Source organism: Limosilactobacillus coleohominis 101-4-CHN (assembly GCF_000161935.1).
GTDB lineage: Bacteria > Bacillota > Bacilli > Lactobacillales > Lactobacillaceae > Limosilactobacillus > Limosilactobacillus coleohominis_A.
In genome coordinates this window covers 25,736-46,795 of the sequence record NZ_GG698805.1, presented here as the reverse complement: position 1 = coordinate 46,795, position 21,060 = coordinate 25,736, and the positions used below count along the sequence as shown (strand labels likewise).

The 21,060-nt window shown below is 39.0% G+C and carries 14 protein-coding genes and 8 pseudogenes; 10 read left to right on the top strand and 12 right to left on the bottom strand.

The genetic code is table 11. From position 1 onward, the window contains the following. Positions 1-871: 871 nt before the first annotated feature. Complete coding sequence (locus HMPREF0501_RS06600; protein ID WP_006917151.1) at positions 872-1,450, top strand: recombinase family protein; 579 nt, start codon at positions 872-874, stop codon at positions 1,448-1,450. Positions 1,451-1,493: 43 nt separating this feature from the next. Continuing rightward, positions 1,494-2,006: a hypothetical protein gene (locus HMPREF0501_RS09155; protein ID WP_006917150.1), complete on the top strand. Its 513-nt coding sequence runs from the start codon at positions 1,494-1,496 to the stop codon at positions 2,004-2,006. A 176-nt stretch (positions 2,007-2,182) separates the two neighbouring features. Here the strand turns inward: HMPREF0501_RS09155 and HMPREF0501_RS08945 are convergent, their stop codons facing one another. Then, entirely contained in the window at positions 2,183-2,347 is a 165-nt protein-coding gene (locus tag HMPREF0501_RS08945; protein ID WP_155801169.1) for a hypothetical protein, read from the bottom strand. 119 nt (positions 2,348-2,466) lie between these two features. Here HMPREF0501_RS08945 and HMPREF0501_RS06590 point away from each other — a divergent pair, with 119 nt between their 5' ends. From HMPREF0501_RS06590 to HMPREF0501_RS06580, 3 genes are all read left to right on the top strand, one after another. Continuing rightward, positions 2,467-2,706 carry a type II toxin-antitoxin system prevent-host-death family antitoxin gene (locus tag HMPREF0501_RS06590; RefSeq protein ID WP_006917147.1) on the top strand — a complete coding sequence of 80 codons (240 nt, stop codon included), beginning with the start codon at positions 2,467-2,469 and terminating at the stop codon, positions 2,704-2,706. After that, the gene (locus tag HMPREF0501_RS06585; protein ID WP_006917146.1) at positions 2,699-3,049 is read left to right on the top strand and encodes a type II toxin-antitoxin system RelE/ParE family toxin; all 351 of its coding nucleotides are present in this window, start codon (positions 2,699-2,701) and stop codon (positions 3,047-3,049) included. The genes HMPREF0501_RS06590 and HMPREF0501_RS06585 overlap by 8 nt, the downstream gene beginning before the upstream one ends. 234 nt (positions 3,050-3,283) lie before the next feature. Beyond that, a complete protein-coding gene (locus tag HMPREF0501_RS06580) occupies positions 3,284-5,026 on the top strand; it encodes a YSIRK signal domain/LPXTG anchor domain surface protein (RefSeq protein WP_006917145.1) in 1,743 nt (580 codons plus the stop codon). A 106-nt stretch (positions 5,027-5,132) separates the two neighbouring features. On the opposite strand, the gene HMPREF0501_RS08940 is transcribed toward HMPREF0501_RS06580, so the two are convergent. The 4 genes and pseudogenes from HMPREF0501_RS08940 to HMPREF0501_RS09380 form a co-directional block, all read right to left on the bottom strand. Beyond that, positions 5,133-5,255 carry a transposase gene (locus HMPREF0501_RS08940; protein WP_223206793.1) on the bottom strand — a complete coding sequence of 41 codons (123 nt, stop codon included), beginning with the start codon at positions 5,253-5,255 and terminating at the stop codon, positions 5,133-5,135. 238 nt (positions 5,256-5,493) lie between these two features. Beyond that, positions 5,494-5,829, bottom strand: a complete 336-nt coding sequence (locus HMPREF0501_RS09385) for a transposase (RefSeq protein WP_223206797.1) — start codon at positions 5,827-5,829, stop codon at positions 5,494-5,496. Between the two features lie 746 nt (positions 5,830-6,575). Next, a pseudogene (locus HMPREF0501_RS06575) lies at positions 6,576-9,222 on the bottom strand (Rib/alpha-like domain-containing protein). Positions 9,223-9,684: 462 nt separating this feature from the next. Beyond that, a pseudogene (locus HMPREF0501_RS09380) lies at positions 9,685-9,801 on the bottom strand (hypothetical protein); the annotation flags it as partial. A gap of 1,153 nt (positions 9,802-10,954) precedes the next feature. Between HMPREF0501_RS09380 and HMPREF0501_RS06565 the strand changes: the two are divergent. Beyond that, a pseudogene (locus HMPREF0501_RS06565) lies at positions 10,955-11,923 on the top strand (IS30 family transposase). A 121-nt stretch (positions 11,924-12,044) separates the two neighbouring features. On the opposite strand, the pseudogene HMPREF0501_RS06560 reads toward HMPREF0501_RS06565, so the two are convergent. From HMPREF0501_RS06560 to HMPREF0501_RS09145, 5 genes and pseudogenes are all read right to left on the bottom strand, one after another. Next, positions 12,045-12,842 (bottom strand): annotated as a pseudogene (locus HMPREF0501_RS06560) (metal ABC transporter permease). After that, a pseudogene (locus HMPREF0501_RS06555) lies at positions 12,842-13,511 on the bottom strand (ATP-binding cassette domain-containing protein). Before HMPREF0501_RS06555 ends, HMPREF0501_RS06560 begins: the two co-directional pseudogenes overlap by 1 nt. A 2-nt stretch (positions 13,512-13,513) precedes the next feature. Further along, entirely contained in the window at positions 13,514-14,428 is a 915-nt protein-coding gene (locus HMPREF0501_RS06550) for a metal ABC transporter solute-binding protein, Zn/Mn family (protein WP_006917137.1), read from the bottom strand. A 227-nt stretch (positions 14,429-14,655) separates the two neighbouring features. After that, the gene (locus tag HMPREF0501_RS06545; protein ID WP_040456073.1) at positions 14,656-14,862 is read right to left on the bottom strand and encodes a hypothetical protein; all 207 of its coding nucleotides are present in this window, start codon (positions 14,860-14,862) and stop codon (positions 14,656-14,658) included. A gap of 462 nt (positions 14,863-15,324) precedes the next feature. Further along, positions 15,325-15,411, bottom strand: a complete 87-nt coding sequence (locus HMPREF0501_RS09145; protein WP_225435680.1) for a hypothetical protein — start codon at positions 15,409-15,411, stop codon at positions 15,325-15,327. Positions 15,412-16,592: 1,181 nt separating this feature from the next. Here HMPREF0501_RS09145 and HMPREF0501_RS08810 point away from each other — a divergent pair. From HMPREF0501_RS08810 to HMPREF0501_RS09135, 4 genes and pseudogenes are all read left to right on the top strand, one after another. Further along, positions 16,593-17,349 (top strand): annotated as a pseudogene (locus HMPREF0501_RS08810) (UPF0236 family transposase-like protein). 239 nt (positions 17,350-17,588) lie between these two features. Next, entirely contained in the window at positions 17,589-17,684 is a 96-nt protein-coding gene (locus HMPREF0501_RS06540) for a hypothetical protein (RefSeq protein WP_006917133.1), read from the top strand. Between the two features lie 605 nt (positions 17,685-18,289). Next, complete coding sequence (locus HMPREF0501_RS09140; RefSeq protein WP_263598704.1) at positions 18,290-18,586, top strand: hypothetical protein; 297 nt, start codon at positions 18,290-18,292, stop codon at positions 18,584-18,586. After that, the gene (locus HMPREF0501_RS09135) at positions 18,549-19,202 is read left to right on the top strand and encodes an ISL3 family transposase (protein ID WP_006917131.1); all 654 of its coding nucleotides are present in this window, start codon (positions 18,549-18,551) and stop codon (positions 19,200-19,202) included. Before HMPREF0501_RS09140 ends, HMPREF0501_RS09135 begins: the two co-directional genes overlap by 38 nt. 81 nt (positions 19,203-19,283) lie before the next feature. On the opposite strand, the pseudogene HMPREF0501_RS06530 reads toward HMPREF0501_RS09135, so the two are convergent. Together HMPREF0501_RS06530 and HMPREF0501_RS09300 are read right to left on the bottom strand one after the other, a co-directional pair. Further along, a pseudogene (locus tag HMPREF0501_RS06530) lies at positions 19,284-19,730 on the bottom strand (replication initiator protein A); the annotation flags it as partial. A gap of 39 nt (positions 19,731-19,769) precedes the next feature. After that, positions 19,770-21,060, bottom strand: a pseudogene (locus HMPREF0501_RS09300) (ISL3 family transposase); the annotation flags it as partial.

The window sequence follows — 21,060 nt, the reverse complement described above, 5'->3', positions numbered from 1 at the left end:
AAATTGAAACAAAAAATTATTTTAAAAGTCGTTTACAACAATTGAAGATTTCACCCTCATTGTTTAGTTTAAGGAAAATAAATATTTAAAATAAAAGTGATTATCGTTTATGAAACTACATGATGTAGTAACGGTAACCACTTTTATTTATCTAAATTTGAATGTGTATTGTTTCCAGTGCAGAATCCCTTTATCCATATTCTTTTACATATAATAGGAAGAAACTTTTACTAATATGGTCCTCAAACTACTTTAACGTCCACTGGTACCAGCGGTCACAGTGAAAGAATAATATCCAACTACTAATCACTATTGCCTTTAACCCATTTTCAATAACACAATTTATTTGGTGCCAGGCGTGCCAGGTTTTGGAACAAAAACATAATAAATAATAATTAACTACTAAATTCAACATCAATTACTATTATTTTTCTTCTTAATTAGTTAATTTAAAAGGTTCTGTTCAAAACCTGACACCTTTGACACTTTTTCTCTCAACACCTTGATACCACTGGCTTTAGCCAACATTCCTCTATTGACACCAAAATAATTCCAATATGTCCCAATGCTTGATATAACAATAATCTGCTAGTGTCGGCTTAACTAGCACCATACCGACACCAATCGGGTTAATAACTGACACTTTTCAAATTTCAAAGTCCGGTGTCAAAAACGGTGTCGCACATCTGCTAAAATGTGTCAGCTAAACCGACACCTAATTTCAACTTGGCTGTGTAGATTTCCACCCATTCGCACTATATTTAATGCAAGCCTGTTCAAAAACTTAAAACTTTTTGAATGAGCGGGCTTAGCCTATAACATCAAGCTTAAATGATGTTCAAAAACTTATGGTCAAAAAGGATGGATTGAAATGACGGAATATGGCTATGCTAGGGTGTCCACTAAAGGCCAAGAACTAGCTGATCAAATTAATCAACTGCAGAATGCTGGAATCAGTGATGATTGCATTTTCTCTGAAAAATTTACCGGAACTACAACTGACCGACCACAATTTGCTAAACTCACTCAATTGGTAAAATCGGGTGATGTGATTACTGTAACCAAGCTGGATCGGTTAGCCAGAAATACCCGGGAAGCATTAAATGTGATTGACCCATTGATGAACCAAGGAGTGAAGATCAATGTGCTTAACATTGGCATGTTGGAAAATTCAACAGTAGGTAAATTAGTTAAAACGATTCTCTTAGCAGTAGCGGAAATGGAGCGGGATATGATTGTGGACCGCACCCAAGAAGGGAAACGTTATGCTAAGTTACACCGGTCCGATTATCATGAAGGACGGCCAAAAAGAGCCATTACCCCGCACTACCAAGCCGCTTATGAGTACTTGCTTACTCATTCTTATAAACAGACTGCAAGTGCTTTTGATATTTCGATTTCCACTTTGCAACGGATTCGAAAGCAGGTAGAGCAAAATAATATAGCTTAATTTCAAAAAAATATATATTATTTTGCACTGGAGGATTTGAAAAATGTTAAAATGTTATACTCCATTTATTTACTGGATTGACACTACTGGTTTAGATTGGCAAAGTGATGAAATTATTCACCTAACCATAACGGATCTATTTGGTAATGTTGCATTCTCACACTTGTTTAACCCAGCAAAAATTAAGAATTGGGACCCCACTCAACAGGGCTTTGAAATTCACCCACAAGATGTGGCTAACCAACCACCACTAAACGATTACTTGTCAACTATTCAAAAACTCTTTGATCAAGCCGATACTTTAATTGGCTTTGGTAATTCTACTTTTGATGATTGGTTTCTTCAACAGGCTGGCATCAAATTGCCACAGGTGATGGAAGTTGATGTGCAGCAACAACTCTTTAGAAAATACCAGTTGTTTGATTATGTGTCATCAATCTATAAGTGCGCTGATTATTTTCACTACCTATTAAATCCAAAGACAGCTGATTATACTGACTATCCCAAAGTCGTCGCTTATTGTTACTGTCAAATACTTAAAAACTACGTCAATTAAAAAAGCTGGTTGATGAAATCATCACTTGATCTCATTAACCAGCTTCATTATTATTTATCCAAATTTTCTTTGAGGCTCAATCTTAAACGCAAAGCGGCTACTTCTTTCTTCAACCGCTTATTTTCTGCTTGGTCGGTTTGGTGTTTCAGTTCCATCTTTTCTACAAAGTCACTAATCTATTCCACAGCAGCTGGTGCTAACAAGGTTGCGATAATCTTATCGCGCCTCCTCACAGAAATTGAGACACCAGCTTTTTCACTATACTTAGCAAGATACTCAAAGTTCCGTAGAAATTCCCCAGTTTTTACATTATAAGTTAAATGTTGTTGTTTGTGTAACATGACATCTGTCTCCTTTGGAATAATTGTTTTCATCATTATTCTAATGAAAAGATTTTAAAATATATTTTTCGCTGTTAATTTTACTTAAAATTATATATACTATAAGAGAGGTGATTGACATGTTAAATATGAATATCAAGCCCGTGTCTGCCTTGCGGGATTATAATAAACTACTCAAAGAAGTTGACGCCGATAACCCTGTTTTCCTCACTAAAAATGGTTATGGAAAATATGCCATTGTTAATATTGAGAACTACGATCGTTTTGTCAATGGCATTAAACTCTTAAAGGACCTTCAACAGGCTTCTAATGAAAAGGGATTATACACTATGGATGAAGTTTTTGGAGATCTTGACTAGTGAAAAATATCAAATTAGATTTAAGGGAGCAGCTAAACAAGACATTACTTCCTTATATAATTACTTAAAACAGCAATTTGGTAGCCAAGTTGCTCATCAAAAAGTTAATGATTTACAAGATTCTATCAGTAAATTGTCCAATCTATCTGGCCTTGGAAGAGACGCCTCGGAACTTTCCGAAGTTCTAACAGGTTATCACTACTTACATCTAACAAAAAATACTGTTTTCTATCAGATCCTTAGTAATGAAAGTCGTGTAGAAATTTTAAGAATCTACAGTAATCGTATGGATGTTCTAGAACATTTGCTTAGTGATTTTACAGATTACGATCATAATGAATAATTTAATATACGAAGAAATACCAGTACAGCTGTTTTGAGTCTGTACTGGTATTTTAGCCATTTTGTAATAACTGTCCAATCCTTTCTATTCGGTAACATTGTTTTTTTACACTTGTTTAAACCAGTAAAAATTAAAAGTTGGCATTCATCTCTACAAGGTGTCACAAATAAGCACTTGCCCCCCCCAACATATTCAATATATAATAAATTGTGTATTAGAAAGGGAGTATAAAATATGGATAAATTACATAAGCAACAAGTAGCAAAACGACAACGATTTGCTATTAAGAAATTAACGGTTGGAACGGCATCTGTCCTTGTTGGTTTAACCTTCATTATTAGTGGTAATGCCAAGGCAGATGACGCGACAGTTGCTACTCAAAATACATCCACGACTCAAGTGACTGATCCACAAGTTAGTGCCAATTCAAGCAATATTCGGATTAGCGACGAATCAAATACGGTTGGTCATCAAACTTCATCAACATTAGTTCCAAATAAAACAACAACGACAGCGCAACAAATGCCGATAATCAATAAAATAACAGCAAAACAACCACTGCCCAGTAAGTACAACATTACTATGAATTTTCGCGATGTCACCCTACATAAGCCAATTCAAGTGATTAGTAATGGTCATTATGTATTCAAACAACCTTTCAAGCAGACCGCAATTCGACCAGGGGATAGTGTGGATCAAGAATTTACTGTGGCCGGTTATAAATTAATGAATTCAGAAGTTTTGAATAAGTATTTCTATTTTGATAAACAAGGTAATACCTACCTTAAGAAAGGTATTACTACGCAAGACATTAACATTAATTTAGATTACGCATCATTGTCACCAATCAAAATAGAGTATGTTGATGTAGATAACGGGCATATTTTAGCATCAATCGTTCTAGATAGTTTCTGGATGGCCCCTGAATCTCCACAACACCGTGCTGGTGATAAGAAAGCACCGGATGCATCACGCTATGAAGCCGCAGCCATTAATATTCCTGGATATAAATTAGTTTCTGAACCTGTTTTAAAGGGTAAAATCACTGGTCAAACTCGAAATTCGTTAGCTGATCCTAACTATGTTTATTTAACTTTCAAGTATAAGAAGGTTATGAAAAATAATTCTGATAGTAATAGGACTGAATTGTTACTTGTTCCAGAAGAAACAAATCTACCGTACAAACTCTTTACGATTGCTGGTAGCTATGGCGAAAGGATTGACCTAAACAATGGTAATTATGAGAAAAAAATGAGTGAGGAGATTAGCCATTGCGAAAAACAAGGTTACTCCTATATAGGAAGTACAGGGACATATCTTAATTCTGATTATTTCAATTGGTACGCTAAAGGGATACATGTTTACTTGCTACCAAACAAACCAGTAACTGTGAGGTACATTGATGAGCAAGGAAATGTGCTTAGGAATAATGATACGCTTGCGTTCAACCTAGATAATCCTAACCAAAAAAATAATGGGGTTAATCCGCAAAAAGGCTGGTATGCAAAGGGTCCATGGCAAGTCCAACCTAAGAAAATTAAAGGTTATCGTCTTGTTCGTACTCTTGGAGCGACGAGTGGCCAGTATACTGTATACCAGTACATCACAACTTTTGTTTACACTAAGGACACAGATCCAACTGATCCCAAAACGCCAGAGACAACAACAACAACTGATCCAAAGACAATCACGCCCGGTGTGTCCTTGATCCCAACTAATGATCATCAAGGACAAGGAACACCAGCTACTAATACGCCTGCGAACACTACTCCTAATGGAAATGCTGTTACTGGCAAACTAGAAGGTAATGTTCCTAACATGTACACTGGGAAGACGATTACGTTTCAACCAACGACAGCTAAGGATAACCAACTACCACAAACTGGTAATGACAATAGCTTAACATTAATGGGCTTAGGTGCCTACACCTTATTGGGAATGTTTGGCCTTGCTGCTGTAAACAAGAAGCGCAAGTAATCAATTAGCTCTACAATTTTGCCCCTTTGTCAATCATTACTGATGAGGTATTTTGATGAGGTTAGTTTAAGTAGCGAAGCTGCTTGAGCTGACCTTTTCTTTTAGCTTAGTTTTTACCATGAGATTTGAGAGCTAGTAGACTTCGGATACTGGAATCATCAAAGTTGCGAAAACCATAAGCTGTTCTTCTAATGGTCTTAATCTTATTATTGTAAGCAGTCGTTATCAATACGGGTTGAAAAAAGGAACTCTACAATTGTAAGTACTGATGAATTTAACATCAGTGCTTATTTTGGTTTTCTACGAATAGTCAAGGATATTAAGAATTCCTTGGAATTTAGCTGGATAGAAAAGTTAATTAAATAATTAAAATGGCTCAAAGTTAAATTTAAAGTATAACAAAGCAAGCTCATGAACTAGATTTATTTTTCATGGGTTGTACAATAATAGTAACAATCAATCTTAAATTATACTTTAGCTATTTGATAATTATAGGGTTGATTATATTTTACAAGATGATAAATCGTTCTGAGAAGACGGTGTATCGCGGCAATGGCAATTTTCTTAGTTCCTGGCTGAGAAGATTGTCTTTTCCTTTTCTGATAGAAATCATTAATATGATTAGGATGAAAATGACTTGCCACGGCAATGTTTTGGATGGATTTAAAAAGAATTTTACGTGCAATCGCATCACCACGTTTACTAATATGATCAGTGGCAACAAAGTTACCTGATTCATAATAATGTCTAAGATCAATCCCGATATAGGCATTAAGAGCATTACTACTATGGAAACGACGAATATATCTCCTAATTCACCGATCAAAGAAGTAACAGTTCGAACACCGAATTCAGGGATAGTTAAATACGCGATCTGTCCATAAACATAAGAATTATCATTAAGCTTTCTTGGCAAGTGTTAATAGTTTTTCAGCAATATGAGTAGCGCGATCAATTGAGATATTTTTATTTGTACTATGTAAGATGAAAGATCTTAACTCAGTAGCTGAAAGTTTCAGGGCCCGTGAAGGACAAGCAAAGTGATTAACAATAGTCCAATACAACTCATTATTAGTATTACTAAATAATGACTCTAATTACGGGAAAGTAAGTTATAAAGCACGGTGTAAGCTATTTTTATGGTTAACCACATCTCGACTTACTTCTTGGTAAAAGCGACTAAGATCATGTTGTCCACACCGGTTATAAAATGTTGGAAAACACCGATTTAAAATTAATGGGCCAGTTTGACAAACGAATTCTAGATTCACTGGTACTGTCAACCTCAATCTTAATTCTAAGTATAAAAGAAAAGGTAGATAAAAGCATCGTCATGCTTCTATCTACCTTATACTTTAGGATGTTTGTTTGACGAAGAGCCAAACAAAAGGGCTCCAGCACCCGGCCAAGCCGAATCCTGGAGCCCTCCTCAGTAGGAGCATGAGAAGGGCATCGCCGCTGTTCTCACGTCTCCCTAAAGAAAGGAAGTTTAGTATTGTCAGAATGTTGCCATTCACAAACCACACCTAATTATTCAGTTAAAACATGGTTACTTCTTCCGCCGTAACTCACCAAAGCCAAACAGCGTTGCGAAGCTCATCAGGCAAACCCCAGCAAGTGCTAGTGCGCCGTTGTGGTCTTCACCAGTCTGCGGCAGCTTCTTTTCAGCAGCGCCGGCAGGCTTAACCGCTGTCTGCACTGGTGCTGGTTGGCTAGCAGCTGGCGTCGTTACTGCTTCACCGACAACGTGAACCGTGACCGTGACCTCAGTCTGAGTCCCGTCTGGGTAAGTAACAACGATCACGCCGGTCTTGTCACCTGGAGTAGAAGTATCAACCGGGTTCTTCCAGTCATACTTAGTCCCATCTGGTAGCTTATCCTTGTTCTTGATGCCGTCGGCTGGATTAGGCTGTCCACCCGGCTGGGTAGTGACTGGCTGTCCTTCTGCAGTAACCACTTGGAACTGAGCTGTGTAGTTGCCTGCGGCTTGAACCGTCGTTGGCAGAGCTGGATTCCAACCGGCAGCCTTGTAGCCCTTATCGGCAACGGCACCTGGTACTGGAACATCAGCGATTGCTGTCCCAATCTTCACATCGAAGACCGTCCCGGCACCCGCAGCGAGACTACCATGGTCACCTGCCTGGAACGTAACCCGAACGTAACCAGCTGGTGTTGGGTTATTCGGCGTCTTGGTCTGATCGATGACCTTGTCCAACACGGTCACGCTAACCGTTGTCTTGTCCTGGGAGCCGTCTGGGTATGTTACTGTGACACCAACGTTGTACTCGCCCGGTGTCTTCCCGTCAGGCAACTTATCGGGGTTGTCAACTGAGATGGTTGGCTGCTTAGCGGCATCCTTAGGGTAGTCCGTCTTCACCTTAGCGATAACATCGGCTGGCTTCGTTGGTTCGCCGTTAGGCTTGACCAGTTTGTCGCTGGTTGCCGTATACTTCTCAGCGTCCTTTGGCATTTCTGCTAAGAAACTGTCGGCATCCACCGTGACCCCGTTGACAACTAATTCCACGTTGTAGATTGTATCAGTATCCATGTCCTTTGGAACGGTGAGCCGAGCTGCTTTTTCCGCCTCAGCATTGCTTGTAACAGTGGTCCGTTTGAGTTCTTTGCCATTACTATTCCAGACGATTTCCACCTTCTGTCCATAGTCGTAAATAGCATTGACCTTGGAAATAGCCGTATCACCTGGCCGAGCTGTATGGTCCACTGTATCATAGTTAGTTATATCAATGTTGTACTTTCCAATATTCGGCACTAGTGCAAAATGGAGGTTGTAACCCTGCATTCTACTAATAGTAATAAATGCGTTAGAATTTATGTAGTCACCACAGCCCCCGTACGCCAGCACTGGGTAGTTACTGTACGAACTTTGGATTTCGCCTGCTGGATTTAAGATAAACTGCAGGAGCCCATCAGTATCAATATCCTTACTAAAGTGCGCGGTATACTTACCATCAATCACTGGTGCTACCACTACTTCTTGGATGTACTCTGGATGGGCCTTCATGATTGCGAGCTGTTCATTAACCTCATCAATTGCCGTGGCGGCACTCCTAGTACTTCTCAAAGCCGCAATTCCCTCAGGAGTTAGCATCGCATTGACTACGCGGAAGCCAGTCTTAGCTTCATCGGCGGTCTGGTTAACAAAGTTTTCCCCAGATGACGTTGGGAAAATCGTCCCTAGCTTTGATGTTTCCCACCAAACTCTACCGGAAACCCGATTGGTTCCCCCAGCAATGTTCCCCGGATAAGCATCCGGACCGGCATCATCATACCGCCAAGTACTAGGGTCACCAACCATTGTCTTGATCATCTCTGCCGTTGGTGCTTCACCAACGTAGATACTAGCCCGCTGGAGGTTAGCACCAGCGAGGTAGAAGGCCCCCGCCGTAGTTGGCGTCGAGAAGCCCGGCGTGTTTCCGACTACCGGCCGGAAAGTGAATAATTCACTGCCGTCAGCCGACTTCTGCCCTGGTGCAAGCCATAGCTTCAGACGCTGTTTAGACGTTGGTAAAAATGTAAACTTATGCTCAGTTCCCTTGGCGTCGGTAAAGGTCGGCAAGTCGAAGGCAAAGACACCGTCACCCCCACCGTTGGAGGCTGCCCCTTCCAGGTAGTGACTCTTGGTCGAGTAAACCGGACTAATCGCCCCGTCAGTATCAATCCACTGCAGGTTAACTTCATAGTCGTTTAACTTAGTCGAATTACCGGTCCCTGGGGTGTATCCAACTCGAGATTTTGGTGCCAGTTCTAGCCAACCGCTGACCACTTGGCTCGCGTTTGTCAGCTGACCACCCGTCTTTACATAACCGGATTCGATGGCGTCAATATTGATTGGTGTGCCCTGGGAATTCCGATTCGTCACAGCAGCCGGGTTCGTGGTTGATGGTGCACTACCATCATTTGCTGCCCGGTCACTTACGACCGCCGAGGGATTAGAATCAGTAGTCGTACTGGTGGATTGACTTTTACTCTCCCCCCCCCGGCTGTGGAGTAGTCACCGATGCTTCAATAGCAGATGGAGCATCGGCATGGGCAACCTGGCCAAGTCCGGTATATACAAAGAAACCGGAAGCAATGGCTACCGAAGCAACCCCGATGCTTAATTTCCGCAGTGACCAGCGTGTGTAGTGCTGGTTTGCTTTTTGGTCAATTAAATGTTGATTATTTTTTCCATACATAATACGTTCTCTCCTTTAGGCATTATTGTACTACAATTTAATCAAATTTATCAAAAGTAATTATTTTTTTAGTACTGAATATAGTAAGCAAGATCTCAGCCACCTGCACTATTTCAATAAGCAGCTCTAGTATTCAAAATTTATTATTTCTGCGAACTCAACGTCAGTTAGCCTAAGTACCATTGTCACCACCCAGTTTGGTGATGATGACGAGGCCACCGTTGATTGGTCACCTAACCCGCGGCTGTGGATCGATACCATCATGTTCTCAATCAGCTGGACTGCTGGAGTAATATGATTATCAATTTGCCAACCATGACTAATTGACAAAGATAATTTTAAAATCGTTTTTAAACTGGTTAGTTTTAGTATACTCAAAATCATAATTCAAACTGTTGTTGGGTAATAATAGATTCAAAAAGTCAGGTCAAAATAGTAACTAAATGCTGATATGACTTAACCTTAAGTAGAAAAAAGGGAATAAAAACAAATGCATATATTTGATATCATTACTTTTTTGTTTACTGAATTTCGTATATTGTTATACCAATGAATGTATTGATCAATGACATTTTTAACTTGTTAGAATGTTCGGATTTTGATCCGATTGAAACACTCACGTTTTTTGATAAGTTAAAGAATCTGTCAACTGGTGAGTTATTTAAGCAATTTCCCTTACGGGACATTGATTGAATGATTATTTGTTGCCCTAATAAGGCTTGATACAACTGGTATCGGTATCGCCAACCTTAATCGGAATGCAGAATAGGGGTACTACCTTGTGGTAATTTATGAAATAAGCCAGCACCGTGTTAACTAAATCCATATTAGGATGCGTTTAAGTCACGTAAGCGACGGTGGAACCGTTGTTCTTATCGATAACTGGTAATAAGTATCCCTTAGCCTTTTCATTAATATCTATACCGTTTCTTGGCAATATGTGAAACCTTACTTCTATAGACAATGCCACATTCGTCGATAACCATAGGTTTCTTTACTGAGTTTAAATTGCTTCGTAATTCCTCGTTTGACCTGACGATACTTGTAAATCCGCTGTACGGCTTCAAGCCGTTCGTAGAACGTAGGTCGTGGAATGCTAAAATATATGGATACTTGGGTCTAAGATCTTGAATTGCCAGTGCTTGTTCTTACCGCACTGCTGTCTTAGAGCTTGCAATTGTTTAAAATGTTGATCTCCATTTTTTGATTGGCTACCTTTGCTTCTAGATCGGCAATTGTTTGCTTACACTTTTCTTCTTTAATGGGGTTAATAGTTGATTAATGTTTTTTATTCATGGCTTTAGCTGGTTGACCTTTAAGGTTTTGAACGCAGACCAACGATCTCTTCATTTTTCCACAAACGAACTTGTGATGGATGTAGATTAAATTTAATGTTCACTTTTTATGAATTTAATTCGTGCATGCGATAGTTAATGGACCACTTGAAGTTTACAGTCAAACGAATAACTATGATGGCCCTTTTGGGGAGCTAAAATGTCATAACCATGCGACTGAACTTCATGGACCCAGGTCCTTAATTCTTTTCAAGAACGCATACCGAATTGACGACAAGCCACCGAATAGTTATGACTTTTATTGAAATACTCCTGAACTGCATTAACTTTAAATTGATATGAATATTTAGACACGCCGTTTGTAAAATCAAGTTAGAAAAAGGCCATTTATGATAGACTTTTGAATAACCACAAACAAAAGTAAAGGAACATCACAAATGACCTATAGACATCTTACCACACGTGGATTAACCCTCATAGCTGATTTTTGGCACCAAGGAACTAAAGCCTATCAAACTGCCAAACTTCTCAAGCGTAGTCAGGAAACGATTTATCGAATTTATCGTTTCCTTAATGGCGGTAAAACCATTGAACAATATCTTGAAAAATACTAGCGTAATAAACGTCACTGTGGTCGAAAACAAGCTCAGTTACCCCAAAATGAAGTTGAGTATATTAACGACCAAATTAAAGCTGGCTGGACACTGGATACCATTATTGGTCGTAAGGAACATGCCATTAGCTGTAGTATGCGGACCCTTTATCGGATATTTGCTCGAGGACAGTATAATTTCAATGCTCAACAGTTACCGATGAAGGGTAAACGTCACCCCAATGGCTATGTCGAACGACGTGATAAGGCTGGTCAGATTGGACGCAGTATCTATCAACGTTATCAAGACTTCCCTCATTACCAGGATGAGTTCGGTCACTTTGAAGCCGATACTGTTCAAGGCAAAGCCCATCGTGGAGCTGTCATGACCTTGGTAGAACGTCAAACCAAAGTCATGATTGTTCTCAATGTTCATCGCAAAACTGATGAAGCAGTTAATTGTCACTTAGATAAATGGCTTTCAAAAATGCCCCGTCACTTGGTTAAGTCAATTACCTTTGACAACGGTAAAGAATTCGCTGGTTGGCGTGACATCGCTAATAAGCATGACATTCATACTTATTTTGCGGAAGTCGGGGCACCCAATCAACGTGGACTTAACGAGAATAATAATGGCATTTTACGCCGTGACGGTCTCAGTAAACGATTAAACTTCCGCAACCTACCTGATGAATTAATTACCCAACTCATATCATACCGTAATCGAATTCCACGGAAATCACTTCACTATCGCACACCTGTTGAAGTATTCATGAAGAATATCACAGATGAACAGCTTTCAACATTTTTCTAATTTAAATTGACATTTCAGTACATAATAAATACCCCCGAATCGTTAGATTTGTGTCTAACAATTCTAGGGCACTTAATTTATAAGGTATCAATCCTAAGGGTATTGTATAAGTTTCTTTTTGTTATGCCACCCCGCTAAGTTTTTGCTTAGCCAGAGCACAGCAGTAAATTACAACTTCAATCACGGCAATAAAGAAACTCACTGGCCAGTTAGTTAAGTAACCAAGGAACAGTCCTAACTAAGTTCCTAAAAGTGAAAAAAGAATGGCTAAACCAATCATCTTGGCAACACCATGGGTAAAATACTGTGCACTAGCAGCAGGTAATGTTAATAAAATAAAAATTAACAGCGAACCAACGATTTGTGCAACGACACTGACACTTAAAGCTAAAATAATAATGAAAATAACTGAATATAATGCCGCGTTAATTCCACTTACCCGAGCACCAATAGCGTCAAGCAAAGTAAATTTTAGCTGTCGATAGGTAATAAAGATTATGACAATAACAGCTACCGATAGCCATATCAGTTGGTAAACTTCACCTAGATTAATTCCAACGACGCTCCCCAAATAAAATATTTATTGCTGAACTTGCATTTTTGCTGCTTAAGGAGAGAAAAAAGATTCCTAAACCAATGAAAAGCGCAGAGACGGCACTGGTAACTGCTTCGCGACGAGATTCTTTAATACTCATTTGCCTAACAAGAATCGAGCTAAGCATCGTAAAGAGAATCATCCCGTTTAAAACCGGCCAGCCAGCAAATACGGCAAATGCTCCACCCGCAAACCCGATCTCAGATAAGGTATGGGTTAAAAATGACAGGTTCATGGCACAACAAAGACGCCAACAAAGCCACTGACAATTGCAATAAAGGTACTAGCAACAAAGGCATGGCGCATAAAACTTAGCGTTAACATTATTCAGCCTCCTTTTCTGGATGAGGAAGTTCATTAATTGGTCCCGTTAAATAACCATTCCCCGTCATTTGAAGAAAACGGGTTCCATAATGTTGTGCCAAATTCCAATCGTGAGTCACGAACATCACGCTTAATCCCTGTTGTTGAAACCGGGTGACAAGGTCCAATAATTCACATTTCATTTCATTATCCAAACTAGCAGTGGACTCATCAAGGATTAGTAATCCAGAATTAGGAAGCAGGGTCTGAGCCAAATATGCCCGTTGCTTCTCCCCACCGGAAGCCAATCCCAATGACCGATCAGCAATCTTCGTCAAGTTAGTTTCACTAATTACTTGGTCTACTCGCTGACGTTCACTCTGCTTTAACCACGGTAGTAAACTATGATGAACATTTAACGCAATAAAGTCACGGATTGAAAGTGGGTATTCCTGATCAATATTGCGAAACTGGGGAACATAGCCAATCTTTGTTTGTGGAATTAATTATTATCTTCCCCTTTTGCGGCTTAATAAACCCTAGCAGTGAGCGAACAAGGGTCGTCTTTCCAACCCCATTTTCGCCAATAACCACCAAGAAATCCCCCTGATTAATACTAAAATTTAAATTATTAATTACCAGATGGTTACCAAAGGATACTGTTAAATCATTGACTGTAACAATTGACATTTTTACTTTTCTCCCTGCTGAATTCGTGAAAGAGCTCGATACTGTTTAAGCATCCACTCTTGATAATTTTTAGTATTATTTGGTTTAGTTTCCGTTACCTTAAGCACTGGGACATTATTTTCTCGTGCAAGTTTCACTAAACCATTAACAACGTGATCACTAGTTTGAGAATTCTCAACAAAAAAGGCGATCTCGTGATTTTTTATTGCAGATTGTAACTGTTGAATATCTTGTGGCGATGGATCATTACCATCCTCGATTGCTTTTTCAAAATGCTGATCCACTACTTGGTAACCAAGAGCCGTTAATGAATAGTCAAAGACAGGTTCACTAACTGCCACTTTATTATTTTCTGAATTAACATTCGCTTTAATTTGAGCAATTTCTCGGTCCAGCGGTTTTAGGGAAGCAATGTATTTCTGAGTATTTTGCTGATAATAATCACGGTGCGCTGGATCAATCCTACTGTATTGATTAGCCAATCGCTGAGCCAACTTTTTCATTGTTACTGCTTCATACCATAAATGCTCGTTATCACCCGAACGCTTCCCCATTAGTTGCTCCACATTAATTACTTTTGGGGAATAACGTTGACTATTAGACTTAACCACCTTATTCAGCCATTCATCATAACCCAAGCCATTTTCAATAACCACATTGGCATTCCCTACTTGATTTGCCTGAGCAGTTCCTGGCTGGTAGTCATGAGGATCAACAGACGCATTATCAATAATTGAAGTTACTTTACCGTACTTTCCCGCAACCTCTTTTGCTGTTTCACCGTAAAAATTAAGACTGGTAACTACCCGGATTGGCTTTTGGGCAGAATTATTCGTTTTAAACGGAATAAAAGATAAGGCAAGAGTAATAACTAGCAAGCCACCTAGACATCCTATGCTAATAAAACACTTTTTCATTTTTTCTCCTTTAATCGTAACAATTACTATTAATAGTAATTTATACTTTAACGAACTATCCGCTTGAATGTAAGTCTAAACTGAATAATTACTAAAGAAGCGAGCCGTTATGAAGCCTTTATGGAATGATTACAGCAACGAGCAAGCCGTTGCCAAACATAAATAAGGCTTCAGAGTTCGAATTTACCGAATACTGAAATCTGCTTATATAGTATTTCTAGTTTTAATCAACCACAAATCACCACATCCTCTACAATAATTAAAACATGATAATCAATGACGATGATGAAATCATACTCACTATTATGAAGTGACCATTGTCGAGTAGAAATTTCGATCTGGCCATTTTCCCATAGAAAAGCCTTAGAAAATGATCCGTCGACAGTTAACCATTCTGTTATTCGTGGATTGATTACCACCGTCGTAAAGCTCATATAATCTCCCAACGTAGATCATGAATAGTTAGAGCTATGGTCAATAATTCCCAATTATGCCAGAAAGCGAGACAGCGTAGGTAGGTAGACCGTAAAGCTTTCTGGGGTTCTTCTATAGGTACAGTCAAGTATCTAAAATACTCTAAAGTATAATCAATTAATTACGCAATCTTGCCATTCTCCATACCCCAAATAAAGCAAGCTAGTTTCTTGAGCAATCGCCATAATAGACACATTTCTAGGTTTCCCCGCTTGAAGCATTCGTTCATAACGTTTATGAAGTCGATTAACGGCTCGATCTTCATATTTAATTGCTCTTCCTTATTGACTATTCTGCCGTGTTTTTAATTTTTTAGCCTTTTTACTTACTAATCCTTGCGCTGATTCAATTAAGGTCGTAATGATTGTCGAATTACCTTGCTTAGTAATCCGGCCTAAGTTTATATTCTTCACTCTAGAGTGCTAACTAGGGGTTAAACCTAGGTAAGCGGTATAAGCTCTAGTGTTTAGAAATATTGAAAAATCCGAAGTTTCCACATGAATGGTCATTGTGGCTACAGTATCGATTCCCTTGAAACACCGGAGTCTAGAAATGGGTTCCTAGTAGCGTTCCCGATGTTAAAGATCCTCCAGCTGTTTACTTAGGCGCTTAATCTTACCCGTCAATTCAAGATAAGAAACCAAATATTCATCCATTACTACTTTCTTTATTTGCGACAACTGCAGTTTAGACAGACATTATAAATACACTTTTGTCCATGGAATTCGCTCAAAACAAAAAACGTTGCTTAATTTGTTTAAGCTTTTTTATGGCTTTAATCAAGCAAATAAATTCTTTGGTCGCATCGTCTTCCAGTCAGGCAATAAACTGGCTTATAGGTTCCAGAGGTACTCTAAGCCACAAAATTTATCATAGATTTTCACTTTTGATAATGCCTTGTCATCGCCTTACTATCGCAACTTAGTAGGCACCGAATAACCAGCAGCCGTGATTTAGGATCTGTAGAGTGACCAACACCTCATACTCGATTCTTACCGAGAGAAAAGTATCGGCTCTAGAGTGCTAGAGTGCTAGAGTGATAAATCTCTTAACGTAAGTTAGATTCGTCCGTACATTGATTGACGAACTTCACTCCGTGTTTGTACGAGTCGAGGTCATTATGCTTTTTCGGCATCAAACCCTGACATCCGGTAAACACCTGATTTCCGGCCAGCCCTTATCTATCCCATTATGAAGGTTTTGGAACGGTATCTGGAAAATATGAACACAATTCTATATACTCTGTTTGATGGTATTCATGACCTCGGTGCACCAACTTCTCGATGAATTTTTTCCTAGGCTTGTTTGACGTTGCAATGCAACTTAGTGCAACGCTTTAACTCATAGTTAATAATCAAACTGATATACCTATTTATTTGGTAATTTTCTTTTAAGAATGATTATCATTAAGCTGGCTTTAATGATAGTTATATCCGATAATGTTAAATGTGCATCATAGGTAATGGAGTCCTATTACTTATAGCTCATCACTTTAAATACTATTAGGCTCATGGCCATTTTTCTATCCAATTTTTCGTCCGGATAGGTTAGCGTAAGATTTTCATAGGTTAGATGAATAATTCATCTGGTCGTGAAGATCTTTTTTGTAGACCCATTTTACATATTTACAAAAAAAGAAAAGGCCTGTAGCCTTTAGTGTCGAATACTAAGCAAAGAAAGGTCTTCCTTCATGGATATTTTAACAGAAATTGAGCAGAATTTGGTGAAGTCAAGCAGTTTATTTAAAGCTGAATAGATTATTTTAGGAGTGCTGGAGTTAGGGCAAGCAATCATATAAAACTTTTTAGAGAGTTTAGATCGAATCTTAAAGTTCCAAACATCAGCATGCTATCAAGTCATCAATAAGCAACCACGGACGCTTAACTTTATCTTTATCTTTATCCCGGTAACTTTTCAACGGCGGTATTATCAGGATGAACTAAAGAAACGTGAATCTTACTTAGACCAACAATTAAGAATCAAACTACGTCGCCGTTTATCGACATACTACTTAATGATGATGGCTCAGACAACCACAATGCGCAATACTGCCTATATTTCGAACCTTGTTTGGACAGCAGGATTGGCAGTGACCTGCTTACCACAAATGTGCGAATTTAAGGATATTAATTTAATCGGCTCAGTATAAAGTTCTCACCAGGTCTTTACTTACCGGATGGAAAAACAGGGTAAGTCATGGACTAGGCAGGGAGGCTAAAGCCCTGATCGGTTTAATTGAAGTCAGAATGAACGGCAACTACAAAGCTAGTTTAAATACAATCTTATAACAATTAACTATTCTTTCTAGAGTAACTCAAACAAGCCTATTAAATGAAATTCATATCTAAACTGGAGAGTTTCTAAGAAAAGCACCAACAAATCCATCAGTCAGATCAGTGCAAGGAATAATTCCGATTAACACTGCGATAAATAAATCAATGGAATAACTTTTTAAGACGATAAACCACTAAAACTACCTATTTAAAAGCTACCTATGAAAACACAACAGATGCTTTGGATAGAGTTCTATTTTATTTTATAATCTGCCTATGTTATAATTAGATAGAAGTTTAGGAAGTAGTGAAGAAGAGTCAAGGAGGAATTTTATTATGTCAAATAATGGAACAGTAGATAAATTAAAGGAACAGTAAAAGAGGGAGCAGGTAACGTTACTGATAACAAGAAAATGAAAGCCGAAGGAATCCTGGAGAAAACAGTCGGCAAGGTAAAAGAAGCTGCGGAAAGTGTCGCCGAAGATGTTAAGGGTAAATTTAATAAGTAAATTGAGGGGGGGACTCTATGCCTCGTATAAGGTAACATTTTAGAAATCTAAAATGTTTGAGCTATGCATTCTCGCCGTTGTAGTAATAATCTACAGCGGCGAGAATGTTTCTTTTACTTGATAACATTGATTTATTCATGTCACTAATTAGCAACTAATCAAAAAATATGACTCTGAAATATCTAGGGTTAGATCATGTGAGTCGTGAACAAATGCTTGATGAAGTTAAGTGTGATGAAACGTATATTACAGAACCCACCACAATTAAAGAAAGGAAATCGATATGACCCTAACTAATGATTCTATTCGTTCTTTACTAGAAATTAAAGACCTAAATATTAAAATTGATGATGTTTTTATACTTTTCTCCAAAATCTTAAGGCCCGCATTGTTAAAGCACCGTTACTTATTCATCAAAAGCGCTGCCACCTTTGTGGCTTTGAAGCTTTAGTACATAATGGCAATTATATCTCCACAATTACTTATACCAGTGACAATGCTAGTCACCCGGTTTTGATCAAAATTGTGGTCATACGATCACGGCTAAAATTCCGCTAGTGGATAAATACTGTAACATTTCTAACCGAACCAAGGCTAAAGTGATCATGAACTTACAAGATGATCGCACTCAAAAATGTATCGCCACGGATAACAATGTTTCTCCATCGACCGTTGTTCGATTAATCGATGATAATCCCGTATTTCCGACCACGCTACCGAAACATCTGGCATTTGACGAGTTTCGCGGGGTTCATCATCAATTACACTTTATTTGTATCGATGGCAGTAATAACCATCGCATTATTAAAATCCTTTCTAATCGCTTCAAGTCTTCCAATATCAAATACTTTGAATGCGTGGATCTTGCCGCTCGTCAAAGGGGTCGAAACCATTACGATTGATCTTAATAGTTATTATCAAGACATTGTTTATCAACTCTTTTCCAATGCCAAAATCATCATTGATCGCTTTCATATTATCGCCATGATTACCAGAGCATTTAATCAGTATCGTAGTCAGTGGATGAAACGTTATAAATATCAATCGCTTGAATATAAACTTCTCAAATTTTTCTGGCGTTTATACCTCAAAAACGACCATGCTCTCACCGATAACAACGAATACTATGATCGTCATATTCATCAAAAAGTAAAGATTAATGAACGGATTAGCCTAGGACTCGAGTTAGATGCCAAGCTAAATAACGACTACGTCGTTATGCATGATGTTATGAATGATCTAGCTACACGTAACAAAGATACTTTGGCAGAGACACTCTATAACTATCATTACGATCAGCTTAGCAAGCCAATAGCGACTGTTATTAAAACATTACGCCGAAATTTAGAAATAGTGCTTAATGCGGCGGGAAGCGATGAATCTAATGGTCCATTGGAAGGCACTAACCGCATGATTAAACAAATCCAGCGCACGGCCTTCAGCCTGCAAAACTTCAATCACTTAATAGCAAGAATTAATTTGCGAATGATGAGAACAAAAAAGCAGTACCAAGTTTAATAGTGGATACCACTTTTATTGCTCGCATCAACAGTATTGGACACAGAGCCTTTTATAGTCTTTATATAGATTAACTGCATTTTTTGCAGTTCCGCTTGTAGCAAGGGTTTCAGGCTTTTTTTGCCAACATTTGCACCTTAAATAAACATCAGTAGCTTTTACATCGAGCTTAGAAAGGTATAGATGATTCGGTTCATTCTTTTTAGTCTTTGGGTTGAATCCCATTTGTTTTTGTAAGAGTAGGCTGGCTGATTTAAGTTCAACTTTTATTTTAATAACTTTATGTTCCGAACAGTTAAACAGATTAATTAATTCTTGATTGGTAAAAATAAAATAGACGTGGTCTTTTTCATCAACCCAATGATTGCGCAAAGAGTACTCTAGCCGATCTTTCAGTACTATATAGGCTAATTTAGCGTCACTGCTTAAATGCTTGTATTGCTCGCCATACATTAATACCTTAGGAAACTGGAAAAATAAGGCTCCATATACGTTATCGGCTTCATAATAATTGAAATTTTTGGCTCTTCGTCAAGAAGTACTGATAAGAAAATCAAATAAGTTTTGTTAAGCAGCTCGTGCCTGGACTTTGGCACGGGCTGTTTGCTTGTTCTTCCAGTTAATGGCGATATAAGTGTTAGGAAGCGCAAGCAATATCCGGATTCTGAAATTGGCAAAGTTTCGGAATCCATAGGCAACCTGTTTGATGACCTTAATCTTATTATTAGTGCCCTCAACGGGGCCATTAGTATAAGCCTCATACTTAAAGCTGTACAGAATTTCTTTTTTGTGTTGGCGTAATGTCCGCTGTACCTTTTGCAGGGGCTGCGGAAGCACCGTTAGCTTGGTAGTCAGCAGTTGGTTCAGTCGACTATGACTTCGCTGACTGACGGCGAAGATTAAGTCTTGGTAGTAGCGGTAAGCCTGTGCAAGATCTTCATCAAAATTGAGCAAGCGATGAATAACTTCGACATCGGTCAATTTGGCATAGCCGAAGTTAGCTCGGCACCAGTAGTTGTTGTGTCTCAGCTTACTGGCTGGGGTTAGGATGGGTTTCCAGAAGTGTTTCAGCGCCCGCCATTAGTGAGTTCCCTTTTCCAGCATTATTCATTGCTTGAATCCGAATTTGGTTAAGAGCACGGTAGGCCTGGGCAACGACATGAAAGTGATCCGCAAGAATGATAGCATTCGGGAATAGTTCTTGGATTAGGCGCCGATAAGGAGTGTATAAATCGACCGTAACGGTCTGGACAGCTAAGCGGGCTGAACGGTCGTAACGAAGAAAGTAGCTCCGTAAGTAACGATTACGGCGGGAAAGAATAATGTCCAAAGTTCGGTGACGTTTAATATCCATCAAAATCATACTCATTCCACTGGGTGCCATCTTTCCAGATTTGAAGTCGTCAAAAGCCAGGTGCCGGGGAAGCCAACGGTAGTTGGGCTTGAAGGAGCTATCAAGGCTGGTGATAACCCGGCGGACCGTCCAATCAGAAACCCCGAGGCTCTTGGCCAAGTCTTTCTGCGATTGATTAGTCGTGAGAAGTATCATTGCCCGTTGCTTAATGGCCCAGGCAATGTGGTTGCAGTAATCAATATCTTTGACTGTGGCAATTTTAGTAACCATGGTCGGACAGTCAGCGGAAGGTTTACAGAGGTATTTTTGTTTCCGAATGGACCAAATTGTCGGTTTATAGTGAAGCGATGGTCCAAGAGCGTTGACCGTCTTACAACCATTTTTAAGCATGGGCTGGCCACAGCGTAGGCAGCGTAATGGATAAGATTGAATGAAGTGAATAACGATTCGATCGCCCTGATCTTCAATAGTCTCCGCAAAGTGTTTTTCATCTAATTCCAAGTG